The organism is Pirellulales bacterium (assembly GCA_033762255.1).
Lineage (GTDB): Bacteria > Planctomycetota > Planctomycetia > Pirellulales > JALHPA01 > JANRLT01.
This window is the reverse complement of the sequence record JANRLT010000007.1, coordinates 75371-90553: the sequence shown is the minus strand read 5'-3', so window position 1 is coordinate 90553 and position 15183 is coordinate 75371. Positions and strand designations below refer to the sequence as shown.

The window sequence follows — 15183 nt, the reverse complement described above, 5'->3', positions numbered from 1 at the left end:
TTTTTAATTCCTAATTTTTAATTGGCACGCCATGCCCTCACCCAATTTAATTCCCCTGGCGGATCGCGGACCCTTACGCGTGCTGTTTGCCATAAATAATTTGCAGGTCGGCGGGGCGGAAATGCTGACCTATGAGCTACTGCGCCGGCTGGACAGGGAACACTTTGCCCCCGAGCTGGCCTGCATGCGCGAGGCCGGCCTCTTGGGCGAGAAACTCGCCACGGAAATTCCCGTGCACACGCATTTACTTGCCCATAAGCTGGATTTGCGCATTTTGTGGAAACTGACGGGGTTACTCAGGCGCGGCAAATTTGACGCGATTGTGACCGTGGGGGCGGGGGACCGGATGTTTTATGGTCGTATCGCCGCCCGACTGGCGGGGACGCCGGTGGTGGTCTCGGCCCTGCATTCGACCGGCTGGCCGGATATTATTCACCGGCCGAATCGTTGGCTGACTCCCTGGACCGATGCGTTTGTGGGGTGTGCCGCGCCGCACGCCCGCTATTTGACCGATGTGGAGCAATTTCCCCCCGCAAAGGTCCACTGGATTCCCAATGGCGTCGACACGCAAAAGTTTTGCCCCCGGAATGTTCCGGCGGAGCTACGCGCCAGCCTGCAACTTCCCCCCGACGCGCCGCTTGTGGGGATCGTCGCGCAACTGCGCCCGGAAAAAAACCACGAGTTGTTTTTGCATGTCGCCCGCGCGGTGGTCCAACAAGTGCCGGAGACGCATTTTTTGCTAATAGGGAGCGGGCCGAAACTGGCGGAGTTGCAGTCGTTGGCGGCCAAGCTGGGGATAGCTTCGCAGGTGCGATTTTTAGGGGCGCGCAACGATGTGCCGCAGCTCTTGCCGCTTTTGGATATTTTTGTCCTCTGTTCCAAGATCGAGGCCAACCCAGTGTCGATCCTAGAGGCGCAGGCCTGCGGCGTACCGGTGGTGGCGACGCGGGTCGGTTCGATACCCGAGACTGTCCTGCACGAGCAAACGGGCCTCTTGGCCACGCCGGAAAGCGGTAAGGAACTGACCCAGGGGATTGTGCGGTTGCTCATGGAACCAGCGTTGCGGGCAAGTTATGGCGCGGCCGCGCGGGCCAATGTGGTGGCTAACTGGTCGCTCGAGCGAATGGTCTGCGGCTACGAGGAACTCTTATCGCGGCTGTATGGGGAAAAATGCGGGGGCGGGGCAGAGGTTAGGGGTAAAAGAGTAGGGGTTAGGGGTGAAGAGAAAGTGTCCAGTACGCCACGCGGAGCACCCGGGGAGTTAGAGAGCAGGGGTGAATGTGCTCCTCTCACTCCGTGAGAGGAATCCGCTGGTGTGGTATGAAAAAAGCAAGTTGGTAACAAACAGAGCATTCCAGCACGTAGTTCGTGCATCTACCCGAAACCCTAGGGACTGTTAACTTATTTCGTTGGTCGAAGCGGATAAATCGGGCCGTTGGCCCTGCCATGATGTTCCCCTATTAACCTAGGGCGACGCTACGCTTGCCCTAGGCTGGAATAGGTTGGGCCTTTGGCCCACAAAGTATCAAACGCCCGCGTCCCGCGTCTCGCGCCCCACGCCCCACGCCCCACGCTCCGCACCCCGCACCCCGCGCCTCGCGTCTCGCGTCTCGCGCCCTCCAACTGGCAAAACTACACCAAATATGGTAAGCAAAGGGGGAAAATCCCCTTTCGCCCAATCTACTCGCTTATTTATCATGCCCAGCGATATTTTTTCCGACTTGCAGGCCCGTGGGTTGGTCAACCAGACCACGGACGAGGCACACCTGCGTGAGTGGCTGCTTTCCGCCCCCCGGACGCTGTATATCGGGTTTGACCCCACCGCCGACAGCTTGCACGTGGGGAGCTTTTTACCCTTGATGATGCTGCGGCGGTTCCAACGGGCGGGGCACCGGCCGCTGGCCCTGGTGGGGGGGGCGACCGGCATGATCGGCGACCCCAGCGGAAAATCCGAAGAACGCAAACTGCTCGACCTGGAAACGCTACAACACAATGTGGACTGCATTGGGCGGCAAATGGCCCGCCTGCTGGACTTTGAACCCGCGGGCGGTAAAGACGGTGGCGGAGCCCGCCTGGTGAATAATCTGGACTGGATGAGCCGCTTTGGCTATCTCGATTTTTTACGCGAGATCGGCAAACACTTTCCCGTCAATGTCATGCTGACTAAGGACAGCGTCAAGGCCCGGCTGGAACGGACCGATAGCGGCCTCTCTTACACCGAATTCAGCTACATGCTGCTGCAAGCGTACGATTTTGTGCATTTGTATGACCAATATGGTTGCGAACTGCAGGTCGGTGGAAGCGACCAGTGGGGTAACATCACCGCCGGAATCGACCTGGGCAGGCGGATGCGCGGCGCGTCCCTGTACGGGATGACCACGCCGCTGCTATTGAAAAGCGACGGCACAAAAATGGGCAAGTCCGAGTCCGGAGCCGTCTGGCTCTCCGCCGAACGGACCAGCCCCTACCAGTTCTACCAATATTGGGTCAATGTCGATGACGCCGAGGCTGGCCAATGCCTGCGCTATCTGACGGAACTGCCGCTGGACGAAATTACCGCGCTCGATGCCGCCCGCGCGACGGATCCCGCCCGCCGCGATAGCCAAAAACGCCTGGCGGAGGCCCTCACCCTGCTGGTGCATGGGCCAGAAGGACTAACCGCCGCCACCCGCGCGACGGAAATCCTCTTTGGAGCGGAAATTCGCGATCTGGACGACGCTCAACTGGGGCAGATTTTTGCCGATGTTCCCAGCGCGACAATCCCCCGCGACCGACTGGAGCAAGGGATCCCGCTGACCGATGCAATGGTGGAGACAGGACTCTCCCCCAGTAAGGGAGAAGCGCGGCGGACCATCGAGCAGGGAGGGGCGTACATCAACAATCGTGTCCAAAAAGATCCCAAAGCACTGCTGACAACGGCGGATTTGGCCAGCGCGACGACTTTGGTGCTCCGTAGCGGAAAGAAAAAGTACGCGCTGCTACGGATCGTATGAGATTGAGGGGTGGGACGAGGGACGTGGGTCACGAGACGCGGGAACTTAACAAAGCCGCCGATGTTATTAGCGAGGAGTTGCAGCCCGTAGCGGCGACGTTCCGTCGCCGAACTTGTATTTGCATTCTAGGGGCTAAAATTTGATCAACCGCGACTCTTACAAAGCCGCCGATGTTATTGGCGAGGACTTGCAGCCCGTAGCGGCGACGTTCCGTCGCCGAACTTGTATTTGCATTCTAGGGGCTAAAATTTGATGAACCGCGTCACGTAGTGGAATATGGCTACCTATTTTTAGCCGCTACCATGCCTTACCATGGTAAATCATCCCTTTCTGCAGAATATATCACATAAAGTCCGGGGGTTTTCTGGCTTTTAACCCAGCTAATTTCACATAACTATTTTACTGAATACGCCCAGGTCCACCCAAGATGATAACCGCATCATTCAAAATGTAAGAAAGCACTATTTCTGGCCTGAGAACTACCCCCCAAATGCAATAGAGCCGCTCAGGCTGCGTACAGCCCGGGCGGCTCTTTCTCGTCGTGTCATAAAGGTGCCAAAATGGCAGTTCCCAGCTACCTGACGGTGGGTAGGGAAGGCCGATTTTGCACAGAGCACGTCAAGGAAACTACTTCTTCTTGGCGGCCTTCTTTGCAGCCTTCTTGGGAGCAGCCTTCTTGGATGCGGCCTTCTTGGCAGCCTTCTTCTTCGCTTTAGCCACGGTACATTCCTCCAATGAGAAACCAACGGCGTCAAGCCCACCAGGCACACGCTGCCCAGTCCGAACCTGACGCACAATATCCTGGGACGAAGATCCATTCCTCCACCGACTCCGCGAATAGCATTCCTCCAGAATACCAAGCGCGGGGTAATTGTCGGGGGATCATGGGCGTCGGGACGGGAGGGATCATCGAATAGCCTAAGCCGCGATCATCCAACATCCCAACCAAACGTTTATTGATTGCCGCGACATGTAGTTTTGGCCAACAAGCATGTCCTGACAACCAACAAAATCTCCACACCTGCTAGTAACATTAACGATTCTCTCATTTTTGGCAACATGATTTTTGCATTTATCACAAAGATTTTTTCCCTGCTATGTTTTGTGTCATCCCTGGGTGGTTGATTTTATCGATGCGTAAAAGCTGTTTCAGCGCGCTAATTCTGTTGCCGCGCATGCGCTCCGACAAGAGTGATTAGTACATGATGGACCGCGCGCGGAGTTGAATCGTGGACAGTCCGGCAAGGAACACGTAACGGGCCGGCACAGGCGAGCGGCATCACGCGGGATGTGCGTCACGGATACGTTAATTGCCGTCGGTCAACAGGCGTGGCATCCTGTCGAGAATGATAAAACATCCGCGTTTTCCGCGTTGTTTTGCCACCATCGGGCTGTGTCGTGGTTAATACAATTCCAATGTTGTGCCCGACCGCGAGTCATACGAGGGCTGGGGCGTAAAGCATTCCCGCCCCCAAATAGTTTGTCGCTGTGGCCAGCACCGCCGCCACCAATTCCACAGCGGCAACGTCTCCGCATTGGCATTGTCACTTGCGCGCCGCGGTTCCAGCGACAGTGTCATCGCCCCGCGCGCGGGCACCTGTTGACCAGGTAGTTCGGGGGGTAAGTCGGGCCGATCCCAGGCGGAAAAAATTTTTTCCCAAATTGGAAAATATTGGAACAGTTGGTGGTGGATCGGATCAAATCCGTACCAGTCCACGGGCTGGGGGACTGTCTCGACTTGATAGCGCGCGGCCAGCGCGACTAACCGTTCATTGAGCGCGGCAGCGCGGTCGCCCGCCTCTTTCAGGGATAACCGGCAATGGGGAAAGCTGACCCGGCGCAACAAACCAAACCGCCAAGCCGATATCAGCCGCACATTATCAGCCGGGACCAGCGTGAGGGCGATCCGCGCGCAACGGGGACGCAGCCGCGCCAGACATTCCTCCACCCAAGCTGCGATTTGCGGCACCTCCGCCCCATAAAACAGGTCATTTCCGATATCCGTCAGCAGCGCGGCCGTCGGCAGGTTTGTGCGGGCTGCCCAAGTTTCCCAGATTGAAGATTCTGTGATCGGGCCTAAGACCCGGGCGATAACTCGCGAGTGCAATCCATACGACCGACCCGCCCCCAAGGCGGCCATGATCTCTAGATTTGAGCCAAATTTTTTGGTCAAGAGCCGATAAACGGTGCGGAACGCCCGGGTAAGATTGCTGGCCCCCAATAAAATCACTCGCTGGCGAAGGGTTATCGCCCGCGATACGTCAGGGGGTATTGGTGCCAAGGTAAGTGTCATGGAAGGGGGTATTTGACAGAAAATTGACACTCCGGGATTATCCCGCCCAACATCAAGCCACGCGGCGGCTTTCTTGATCCAGGGCCGCGGCGACAAAGTCGAGCGCGGGACGCGCCATGCGCGAATAATACTCAAAACTATGCCCGCCGCCCGTGGTTTCTAAATCGTATTTTTGCGGGATGCCTAGCGCGGCCAGTTTCATGCGCAGGCGGTCCGCGCTTTCGTGCCAGCGCAAATCGACGGGATCACAGCAGAACCAAATATTGCGGGGCCAGTTGAGGGGATGGACATGCAATGTGGCGGAATCCTGGCGGGCGGCCTCGGGATCGGGGTACATTTGCCAGAGGGGATCGCCATAATCGTCCTTCATCCGTAGCCAATAATCGATAGCCGGACTGATCCCCGCCACCACGGGAAACCTGGCGGGATGCTTAAACGCCAATCGCAAGGCCCCCTGTCCCCCCATGCTGGTCCCCCACAGGCCGATCCCCGGCGGTCGAATGCCCCGCTCTTGCTCTAACCAAGGCAAAACATGATTCAACAGGTAACGCTCGGCTGTCAGATGGGGGTCAAACTCTAAACAAGGCCGATCCGTCCACCAACTTCGCCCGGTTTCGGGACAAAGACACGGGAGTCCGTGCCGGTCCAGCTCCGCGGCAAACGCGGGATACCCGGATAATTTTTGCATATGGACGCCATGCAGGTAAATCATTCCCCGCCCGGGTACGGAACGGACTGGCTGGTACAACTCGCATGGATGTCCCGCGATCACCACCCGCGACCAATTCCCGCTATGATCCATAAAATTCACTGACGATTTACCACTGATGAATTTTGAGTTGCCAAAACACCGGCTTATGCCAGCGCGAAAAACAAAAGTGGAAGTTCAGGCAAAAAATTGACGCCCGGCATTCGCTACCATGTATTTTGTGGCATGAGGCGGGGCTTTGGCAATTGGGACTGGATGTTTTACGGCTTTTTTCAAGATCGGCTGTTTAGTCCCGGCGTTATGGGTGTTAAGATAACAGACCCCACCTTTATCATGATTATCCAGCCCGAGGGAGTCTGTCCGCTTGAAAACCATATTAACCAAAGAACAACTGGACGAGGGTGTCGACCGCCTGGCTTGGGAAACCCAACAGTATTATCAACAACAGCCCCTGACGATAATAGGCGTATTGACCGGCTGCATCATGTTGGTGGCGGATTTGGTCCGGCGGGTCGATCTGCCGGTGCGGATTGGCTTTGTCCAGGCTAGCAGCTACCGTGGCAACGCCACCACTCCGGGCCAGTTGATTATCAAGCTGGAAACCCTGCCCGATATCAAGGATCGACATGTCCTGATTGTCGATGACATTTTTGACACGGGACACACCATGAAGGAATTGCTGGAACGGCTGCGGCAACATGAACCGGCCTCCCTGCGAACAATGGTGCTGTTGCGCAAACATGGCCGCAAGGAAGTCTCGCTCGAGCCGGACCATGTCGGATTTGAAATTCCCAACGAATTTGTCGTCGGTTATGGCCTGGATTATCAAGACATGTACCGCAATCTCCCCTTTCTGGGAGCCCTGGAAGCCGAGGAAATCGCCCGCGGAGCAGTTTAGCGACGTGAATGGCGAGACGCGGGTCTAGAAACGTGGGGGCAAAGTCAGAATTCAGAATGAAGAAGTCAGAATTGCTGCGAACCCATTCATCATTCTAAATTTCATAAATGGGGCTGGCGGCGTTCAAAGGCCCGTTTTTTACACCGCCAACCCCCACCAGCACCCCTCAGTTGAGGTCTCCGGGTTCAAAGCACGCCGGAGACCACCGTATCGTCACACCGCGGACGTGGCCGCGGTGATTGTCATTACCGTCCGCCAACCACGTCCACCCCAACTTTGACCGGTTGCAAGAGCAAACTGGCTTTGCTGGCTGGCAGTAGGTTATCGGCTTCATCCGTTTCGATCACTTCGTTGCGGACATCCGCCACCACGAACAAGTGCTCATAGGCTTGCGGCGGGGTTTGGCCATCGCCAGGCAGGGCCAATGCTTCCACCGGCAGGCGGATTTCCACGGTCTTGATTTCTCCGGCCAACAATTCGTTCAGTTCCGTCCCATTGGCCAGCATTTGCGGGCTGGGTTCTTTTTGCAGACTGGCGTATACGGCCACGCTGAACTTTGTCGCGGCAATGTCGCCGGTATTAGCCACGGTTACCGCCACCAACGGGCCGACATTCTTATTTAAGTCACCCGCTTCCAGCAGCCGCACTTCCTGGAGTGTCAAATCCGCCTTGCCCAGGGCCGGGTCGGTTGTGGCCGTGGGGGCCTCGGGTGCCTGTTCGACGCTGTTGTCGATGACATTGGTTTCCACATTCACCACCGGTGCGGCGGGCACGCCTGCATCAATGATGGCGGGGTTTTCAATGACCACAGTATTGCCGGGGGGGCAAATGGGATACACGGGGTAAGTGGGGCAGGGATAGGGGTACGGATAGGGCTGACAGTGAATTCCGCCCCAGCCAAACCACCAGGGAAAATGGCAATGATGGCCATAGTTGGGGGGAGGAAGGCAAGGGAGCTGCGGAATCACCGGCGGCAGCGGCTTGAGTGGCGGGAGCGTGACAACCGGCGGTAGCTTGCCAATCGGAGTCAAGGTTCCTGGCTTGATGATCGGCGGTACTTTGACAATCGGAGGCGTGATCGGCTTGGGCAGTTTGCCAATCACATTGGGGTTCAAACCGGGTGTGCCGTTGATCGGCAATAGCGGCTTGATCTTACCCAGGTTGGGGTTGGTCGGTTTGGCCACCAGCCCTGGATTAAGCTGAAAGTTTGGCTTGGGTTGTAACTGAATCGGCTGCAATTTTGGCGCTTGCAGTTTACCCAGGGAACTCCCCTGGGGCAGGCGGGCAAAATTTTGCTTGGGCATTTGAAACTGCGGGGATACATTGCGGGGGCTAAAGCTGCCACCCAACGAGCGGGCCGAGGCGTTTCCCCCCACAGCGGGACCGCGGTTCAACTTGGGCGGGGCGGCCAAAGCGGCGGTAGAGACCCCGAGCAAACTGACGGCGAGCAGGAATTTGGTAAAGGACTTTGACATGGAACGGTAACCTCTTGGTAAAAAAGCCAGATGCAACAGTATCAAAAGCGGTTAGGCCGCACATTTTTGATCCAGTGTCGGATAGGATTTCCGATCTAACTGCTAGAGCGTAGCGGCGGGTGAGATGTTACAACGGGGGAGAAATAAATTGCTTTGGCGCGCGAAAATTCCCGGGAAGCGGCTAATTTTGGCGGTAAATGCCCATGGACGCTGGGTGTCCGCAGAACGGATAAGGGGAAAGGAGAGAGTAATGTCTTTTTGACAGAACACGCCTTGCGCGGCGGTATGGTATACATACATATATAATATTTTGTCTTTCTCGCATGCGCAAAATATTAATTTGCCTAGAGGCGGCTATGACAATGTAATATTATTTGCCAAAAAATCGATTTCTTTTTATTTCAGTGCATTGACATTAGCTGTAAAATCAGGAAACTATATCCGTCACTATCTTTTATAACTTTGGTTAAAGAAGATATATGGCTATTGCCCCGCCAGGTCTTTAGTACCTTGAATTTTGTATCAATATTCATGCGGCCTGGATGGGGGCGGACTAATTTATGACCTTTTTTGTTCTAGAGGAGTTGATTTGCATGGCACGACGTAAATCCGCGGAAGGCAAAACCAAAATGTCGGCGGTACAGGAAATCCTGCGGGATAATCCCGCGATCAAGCCCAAGGAAGGCGTCGTCCTGGTCAAGGAGAAATTTAATCTGGATATCAGTCCCCAAATGTTTAGCATGTATAAGTCCAAGAAATCCAATGGCGCACCCAAGAAAAAGCAACGCGTCGCCGCGACGGATGGACCTATCAGTTTTGACGAACTGATGAAAGCGCATAGCATGATCAAGGAATTTGGCAGCTTAAAGCGCTTGCATGATGTGGTGACCGCCCTGACCCAAACTCAACTGCAGGTTGGCTAACGGGATAATTCATCACAAGCTGGAACATATCAACATAAAGGTATTCATCCACACCGTTTTCCGGCGTGGGGGATATTTAATCAGGCCGCATGAATCCCCGTGGATTGATGCGGCCTATTTATTGGTTGATCAACATACGAACGTTGCCGCTGGGCACGGTGGCCGACAGCTATTCTTCCATATGGGGATCGGGCTCGGGCAAAAACGAGCATAAGATCGTTCCCGCCAGATAGACAAACAACGCCACCCCCGCCGCGGTCAAGCTGGTCTTGAGCGGCGCGCTCCAGGTGTCCATCGCTTGGCCGCTCCAATTAAATCCCGCGATAATCGAGGTCACCGCCGCGAACGAGGTGCCAATCATCCGCCCGCCAATGTTCGCGGCAAAGCTCTCCCCCGTCCCTCGCAAATGCACCGGATATACCAGCGGCAGGTAATTGCCCCAAAAGCTAAATTGGGCCACCGTGAATAATCCGGCAAAGAACATCCCCACGGACATCGTCGTGATCGGTAACCGGCCTAAAAAAACGCTCTCCAGTGGAATTTCAAAGAAAGTCGTGTTGGGTATTTGCAAAAAGAAATAAAACAAGAGTGGCACAAAGAGCAGTCCGGGAATCTGAAACACCCGCAACAGCGCGCGGCGGCTAATGAAAATCACCGCCAAATACGCCATCAAAAACCGCCCCACCAACCCTCCTATCTCCTGCACCTTGGTATATTCAGCGGCGATTTTTTGAGTATAAGTTCCGGAAGCGGCCCGGGAACGGGCGGCCACCACTTTATCCGGCTCGCCGGCGGCGGTGAGCTTTTTTGCCGCGGCATCGGCCGCGGCCTGACCACCGGCCTGGACCTCCGTCAGTCCGGGCACAATCTGCGGCATCTGCTGGATAGCGCCAAAGGCCGCCCCATAGCTACAGGCAAACATGAGTGTGGTGACGATGGTGGTTTTTCGCAGTTCCGGGGCAAAAATCGCGGCGATACTGGGCCGCCGGAGCGTGCCCGTGGCCCGCTTTTGGGCCCATACGGGGGATTCCGGCAGAAATGGCCTGATAATCAACAGCGGCAAGGCGGGAATCAGCCCCGACATCAGCGTGTATCGCCACGCCTCGTGCTGGTGCGCGGGATCAATGGTTCCCCACAGGCCGCTAAGGCTTTCAGGAATGCCAATCGGCGGAAAGTAGTTTCCATATGTAATGCAAATACCATTCACCACCGCCACCAACAGCCCACCGATGGATGAAAAAGCCTGGGTGTAGCCCAGGACCTTTTCCCGTTGCTGGGGATTGGGAAACAACTCCGCCAGCCAAGCCACGGCCGCCACAAACTCGATACAAACTCCGATAAACGTGGTACAGCGTAAAAACAGCAGTTGATAGATATTGGTCGAATATCCGGCCAAAAAAGCGGATACCGCATAGAGTAAGATGCTCCAGGTCAATACCCGCCGCCGACCTAACAAATCCGTCAAATACCCCCCCCACAGGCCAAATATCCCCCCTGCGAACGCCGGCACATAAAACAACATCCCCAACCAATAGTTAAATTCCGGCGTGCCGGGCGTGACATTTAATAACTCCAACAGCGCCGGTCGCAAGATCAGCGGCAACATCAGTAGTTCATAAATATCAAACGCAAAACCAATTGCGGCGATAATACAGATCAGCCAGGCGGTAACGGTCAATGGACTGGCGGGAGGAACAACTTTAGCCTGGGGAACTTGGGAAGCCTGGTAGGGATTTTGCGGCATGATATGAAAGAACGATCCGGAGGCGGGCGTGGACGTACAAGGGATGAAAACTGGCGGGAAGGGGAATTTGAGCGCGCAGCAAGGGGAGCGCGGCAAAACCGCGAAATTAGCATACTTTGGAGCCAAGGTCCAGCGATTTCCCCCGCCAAATCGCGGCGTTCCCCACAATTTTCCCCGTCTCGGCGGCGGCACAGATAAGAATCAGGCAACGCCCGCTTACTTCTCTGTCGCTTTTTTCAGCCATTCCTGCAGCACATAGCCGACTTTGGCCAATGACAGGGCCGAGCAATTGGCCGGAGTATCCTGCGTGGTATGCCAATATTTATAATTCATGTCAATAATATCCACGCTGGGGATTTTTCCCACATGGTACAGCATCAAGTGATCATCCTGAATCTCGCGATCAAAAATCTTATTTTGAAATTCGCTCACTCCCAGGTCACGGGCGGTCAACCAGATTTCCTTAATCAGCGGTTGCGATTCGGCCCAACTCCAAGAAGTCGGCTCGACGGGCAACTCGAGGTTTTTATCGGCAATCATATCCAAGAGCACGCCCCACCTGTATTTACAGTCCCATTTTCCCGTGGCGTATTCCTTGGCAAAAAAGCCCGAGCCTAAAAAATATCCCTCGCTGGTATCCGCACCATAAATCAGTTCCTCGGCGTCAAACAACACAAAATCGACTCCCACGGCACCCTTTAGGGCTGGCATCTGCTTGCCCAGTTCCATCAGCAGTGCCACGCCGCTAGCCCCGTCATTTGCGCCGATAAACACGCCCTGGGGATTGCGCGGATCGCGGTCGGGATAGGGACGGGTGTCATAATGGGCACAGAGTAAAATCCGTTCTTGGCGATCGGGGTGCCATTTGATCACCAGGTTGGCCAGGGTGAGCTGCTCACCGGTCAGCGGGTGGCGAGCCAAAAACTCTTGCTTGCTCACCTTGGCTCCCAGTTTTTCAAAATGTTCAATAAGCAGCTTTTGCTGCTTTTCCATCCCGGGCGTTCCACTGACGCGCGGGCCAATGGCACAAATTTGCTTGAGGTATTCATACGCCTTTTGCCCGTCAAAGGGGATCGTGGCCAGCGTGAGAGGTTTGGCGGGATTCTTGGCGGGTTGGGCAAAGGCGACCTGCTCGGCGGGGCCGGCATCTTGCAAAGAGTCGCCCAAGGGAACGGAGGGGGGATTTGCGCCGCTCGATAAATACCACAGGAGTCCCCCGCCAGCCAATATCACCCCGGCCAAGAGCACGTTTTGCCAGTGGGCGTTTAATAACTGTGATGCAAAGCGGGGCTGAGCGGCTTTTCCAGTGGGAGGGGAATTTACCGAAGGGAAGGCGGGGGGAGAGGCGGACATGGGGTGCCGTCAGTGCAAAAAGAGGGGGGCAACGGTATTCATCGGGCGATACTACGGGAGCTGCTGATCTTAAAATTATAACCTGTTTTGAATACTAGGAAAACGGAGAATTCCCAACACAAGAATAGTAGGGAGCCGCAGCATCCAGCGAAAATCCAAAGGGTAAGGGCGCGGCTTATTTCTTTATCGCAACCGGTTTCGCTTGGCTTTGCGGTGAAAATGCGCGAAATTAAAGATGAAGGCCCACGGTACGACGGGCGATATGACTACCACATGCTTATTCATAACTGAATTTAATTTCCATGTCGCGCACCATGCCCCTCCAAGTCGCCGCTACTTCACTAGAACAATTAATTGCCGGAATGATTCCAGGTGAAGAAATCATCTTAACCGTTGAGGGGTTGCCTCAAGCGATTGTAACCAAACCTGTGCGTACCACTTGGCCATGTCAGCCAGGCTCCGCCAAAGATACCGAGCACTGGATGGCTCCTGACTTTAATGGGCCTTTGGATGATTTTGCCCCACAACCGGGTTCGTTGCTGACGATGCAACAACGTAATGAATTAGATAGTCGCCTTAACGACGATTTGGCAAATCCTGATGACGTGATCCCATGGGAAACGATTCAAGCCGCAACTCTCCGGAAAATGCAATCATCGTAAGTTAGCAAGCAGTCTTTTATAGAGTGGTACAACTCCCGGTGCTGTTTACCCCCGGGTAGTCGATGTTGCGGCAACAATCCACAAAAAAAGCCAGCCGTCCGATTACCCGGACGGCTGGCGGTTCTATCATCAATTAGCACAACGGGGCAAACCCGCCTGCTAATCACTACTGAAAGATATACCCTTCTTCGCCGTGCTGGCTGACATCCAGGCCCTGCTGTTCCTCTTGCTCGCTGACACGCAGGCCCACGGTCATGTCCAACACCTTGAGCAGAATAAAGCTCCCGACAATCGCCACGATCCAGGTAATAACCGTGGCGGTGATCTGCCCCACGATCAGGCTGTAATTTCCATCTAGAATTCCCAAGGGCGAACCGGGTTGCACATCCTTTAACCCCGAATCATGCAAGTAGAGGCCCCAGTCGTTGACCGCGCGGGTGGCAAACACGCCGGTCAAGATCGCCCCGAGGGTGCCGCCGACCCCATGCACGCCAAATACATCCAGCGAATCATCATAGCCAAAGCTGTTTTTCAGGCTGGTACACGCGATAAAGCACACCACCCCCGCCGCCAGGCCCATCAGTATCGCCGACATCGGGTCCACAAATCCCGAAGCGGGCGTAATGCACACCAGTCCCGCCACCGCCCCCGACGCCGCCCCCAGGACGCTCGGTTTGCCGCGTAAAATCCATTCCATTCCCGCCCAAGAGAGCGTGGCGGCCGCCGCGGAAAAGTGCGTCGCGGCAAAAGCACTGGCGGCGATGTCGTCGGACGCCAATTCGCTGCCGCCATTAAAGCCAAACCAACCTACCCATAGCATCGCGGCCCCCAGGGCCGTATAAGTCAAATTGTGCGGAGGCATGGGCTTGATGCCATAGCCGACCCGCTTGCCAATAACCAGGGCGCAGACCAGGGCCGACACGCCGGAGCTAATATGCACCACGGTCCCCCCGGCAAAGTCGAGCGCGCCCCCCTGAATGGCATTCGGGCTCCCCCAGGCCAAGATTCCCGTGTCCCAGACCGCGTGGCACAGCGGTGTGTATATCAGCGTCCCCCACAGCAGGCTAAAGAGCACCATCGCGCTAAATTTCATCCGCTCGGCAAAAGCTCCGCAAATGAGCGCGGGGGTGATGATAAAAAACATCATTTGAAACAACATGTGCGTGGGCATGGGGATCAGGTCAATCCCGCCGCCGGAGAAATTAAATGTCTTTCTGGATTTGGTGGCTTCATCCCATTCGGGAGTGACGCCTTTGAGCATGAGATTATCCGTCGTGCCAATATATTTTGTGTAGGCGGGAGCGTCTGCTGCGGTATTGTCCCCGCCAAAGGACAATGTGTATCCATAGATTGCCCACACGACGCTCATCATGCCCATGAGAAATAGACACTGCATAATAACGCTGAGCACATTTTTTTTGCGCACCAGACCGCCATAAAACATGGCCAGCCCCGGCGCGGTCATAAATAACACCAAAGCTGAACTGGTCAGCATCCAAGCGTTATTCGCGTTCATATTCGCCGCATTTTTGGCTGCGGCCACGTCGGCCTGCGTAGCCGGGGGAGAAACCGCCGGCGTTTCCGGCGCGGGGGCCGCCGCCGTGGTTGTCGTTTCGGGATTCATCGGCGCCGCCGCGCTAGTTTCCGTTCCCGTTCCCTGGGCATGTCCCCCCTTCGCCCAACAAATCCCCACCAGGCACGCTAGCACCAAGCTTACACGCACCATCCGCCAAGAAGTGCTCATGAAAAAAACTCCTGCAAAAGCCGCGAATTAAAAAAATCGTTTCGGGGAGCGGCACCTGCGGCTAGCCCGCGTTGGGCGTCGGGTTATGCCAGCTGCTCCTAATGCCAATAACGTGTCCGTATCGTAATCAAAGCCCGAAAAATCGCCTAGTATGAGCGGGAATTTTGATAGAATTTTTAGGTGGAAAAATCATTAGCCGGCGGGGCCGACCTTCCCGTTATAAGAGGTGCATGTCCGATTGATCCTCCGGCGGGCTTAGGCCGTCCCCCTTGACCAATTCCCGCTGGCTAGGGCTTGCATCGCCACCTCGGATCACAACAATAAGGACAGTCGGGGGGTGGCGAAGGAACGTGAAGTTTTTTCGCTCCCCGGGGCCATTTTTTACCTCA

The 15183-nt window shown here is 55.5% G+C and carries 11 protein-coding genes; 5 read left to right on the top strand and 6 right to left on the bottom strand.

The window, feature by feature from the left end:
* Nucleotides 1-31 precede the first annotated feature (31 nt).
* Both SFX18_01525 and tyrS read left to right on the top strand, forming a co-directional pair.
* A complete protein-coding gene (locus SFX18_01525; GenBank protein ID MDX1961800.1) occupies nucleotides 32-1300 on the top strand; it encodes a glycosyltransferase in 1269 nt (422 codons plus the stop codon).
* A gap of 397 nt (nucleotides 1301-1697) precedes the next feature.
* The gene (tyrS, locus tag SFX18_01520) at nucleotides 1698-2993 is read left to right on the top strand and encodes a tyrosine--tRNA ligase (GenBank protein MDX1961799.1); all 1296 of its coding nucleotides are present in this window, start codon (nucleotides 1698-1700) and stop codon (nucleotides 2991-2993) included.
* A 1402-nt stretch (nucleotides 2994-4395) separates the two neighbouring features.
* Here the strand turns inward: tyrS and SFX18_01515 are convergent.
* A complete protein-coding gene (locus tag SFX18_01515) occupies nucleotides 4396-5286 on the bottom strand; it encodes an SGNH/GDSL hydrolase family protein (protein ID MDX1961798.1) in 891 nt (296 codons plus the stop codon).
* A 52-nt stretch (nucleotides 5287-5338) separates the two neighbouring features.
* Nucleotides 5339-6088 carry an alpha/beta hydrolase-fold protein gene (locus SFX18_01510; protein MDX1961797.1) on the bottom strand — a complete coding sequence of 250 codons (750 nt, stop codon included), beginning with the start codon at nucleotides 6086-6088 and terminating at the stop codon, nucleotides 5339-5341.
* A gap of 271 nt (nucleotides 6089-6359) precedes the next feature.
* On the opposite strand from SFX18_01510, the gene hpt reads away from it, so the two are divergent.
* Nucleotides 6360-6893 (top strand): hypoxanthine phosphoribosyltransferase, encoded by a 534-nt coding sequence (hpt, locus tag SFX18_01505; protein ID MDX1961796.1) that lies wholly within the window; start codon nucleotides 6360-6362, stop codon nucleotides 6891-6893.
* A 245-nt stretch (nucleotides 6894-7138) separates the two neighbouring features.
* On the opposite strand, the gene SFX18_01500 is transcribed toward hpt, so the two are convergent.
* Nucleotides 7139-8368: a CARDB domain-containing protein gene (locus SFX18_01500; protein ID MDX1961795.1), complete on the bottom strand. Its 1230-nt coding sequence runs from the start codon at nucleotides 8366-8368 to the stop codon at nucleotides 7139-7141.
* Nucleotides 8369-8961: 593 nt separating this feature from the next.
* Here SFX18_01500 and SFX18_01495 point away from each other — a divergent pair.
* Nucleotides 8962-9291 carry a hypothetical protein gene (locus SFX18_01495; GenBank protein MDX1961794.1) on the top strand — a complete coding sequence of 110 codons (330 nt, stop codon included), beginning with the start codon at nucleotides 8962-8964 and terminating at the stop codon, nucleotides 9289-9291.
* A gap of 169 nt (nucleotides 9292-9460) precedes the next feature.
* Here the strand turns inward: SFX18_01495 and SFX18_01490 are convergent, their stop codons facing one another.
* Both SFX18_01490 and SFX18_01485 read right to left on the bottom strand, forming a co-directional pair.
* Entirely contained in the window at nucleotides 9461-11035 is a 1575-nt protein-coding gene (locus SFX18_01490; protein MDX1961793.1) for an MFS transporter, read from the bottom strand.
* Nucleotides 11036-11251: 216 nt separating this feature from the next.
* Nucleotides 11252-12388, bottom strand: a complete 1137-nt coding sequence (locus SFX18_01485) for a M28 family peptidase (protein ID MDX1961792.1) — start codon at nucleotides 12386-12388, stop codon at nucleotides 11252-11254.
* A 302-nt stretch (nucleotides 12389-12690) separates the two neighbouring features.
* On the opposite strand from SFX18_01485, the gene SFX18_01480 reads away from it, so the two are divergent.
* Entirely contained in the window at nucleotides 12691-13050 is a 360-nt protein-coding gene (locus SFX18_01480) for a hypothetical protein (protein ID MDX1961791.1), read from the top strand.
* Nucleotides 13051-13216: 166 nt separating this feature from the next.
* Here SFX18_01480 and SFX18_01475 read toward each other — a convergent pair whose 3' ends face one another.
* Nucleotides 13217-14794 carry an ammonium transporter gene (locus SFX18_01475; GenBank protein ID MDX1961790.1) on the bottom strand — a complete coding sequence of 526 codons (1578 nt, stop codon included), beginning with the start codon at nucleotides 14792-14794 and terminating at the stop codon, nucleotides 13217-13219.
* Nucleotides 14795-15183: the final 389 nt, after the last annotated feature.

What these genes read in the sequence shown, in the direction of transcription:
- SFX18_01515 (MDX1961798.1), bottom strand. Translation starts at nt 5,286, where the DNA reads ATGACACTTACCTTGGCACCAATACCCCCTGACGTATCGCGGGCGATA.
- SFX18_01510 (MDX1961797.1), bottom strand. Translation starts at nt 6,088, where the DNA reads ATGGATCATAGCGGGAATTGGTCGCGGGTGGTGATCGCGGGACATCCA.
- SFX18_01475 (MDX1961790.1), bottom strand. Translation starts at nt 14,794, where the DNA reads ATGAGCACTTCTTGGCGGATGGTGCGTGTAAGCTTGGTGCTAGCGTGC.
- SFX18_01480 (MDX1961791.1), top strand. Translation starts at nt 12,691, where the DNA reads ATGTCGCGCACCATGCCCCTCCAAGTCGCCGCTACTTCACTAGAACAA.
- SFX18_01485 (MDX1961792.1), bottom strand. Translation starts at nt 12,388, where the DNA reads ATGTCCGCCTCTCCCCCCGCCTTCCCTTCGGTAAATTCCCCTCCCACT.
- tyrS (MDX1961799.1), top strand. Translation starts at nt 1,698, where the DNA reads ATGCCCAGCGATATTTTTTCCGACTTGCAGGCCCGTGGGTTGGTCAAC.
- SFX18_01495 (MDX1961794.1), top strand. Translation starts at nt 8,962, where the DNA reads ATGGCACGACGTAAATCCGCGGAAGGCAAAACCAAAATGTCGGCGGTA.
- SFX18_01500 (MDX1961795.1), bottom strand. Translation starts at nt 8,368, where the DNA reads ATGTCAAAGTCCTTTACCAAATTCCTGCTCGCCGTCAGTTTGCTCGGG.
- SFX18_01490 (MDX1961793.1), bottom strand. Translation starts at nt 11,035, where the DNA reads ATGCCGCAAAATCCCTACCAGGCTTCCCAAGTTCCCCAGGCTAAAGTT.
- SFX18_01525 (MDX1961800.1), top strand. Translation starts at nt 32, where the DNA reads ATGCCCTCACCCAATTTAATTCCCCTGGCGGATCGCGGACCCTTACGC.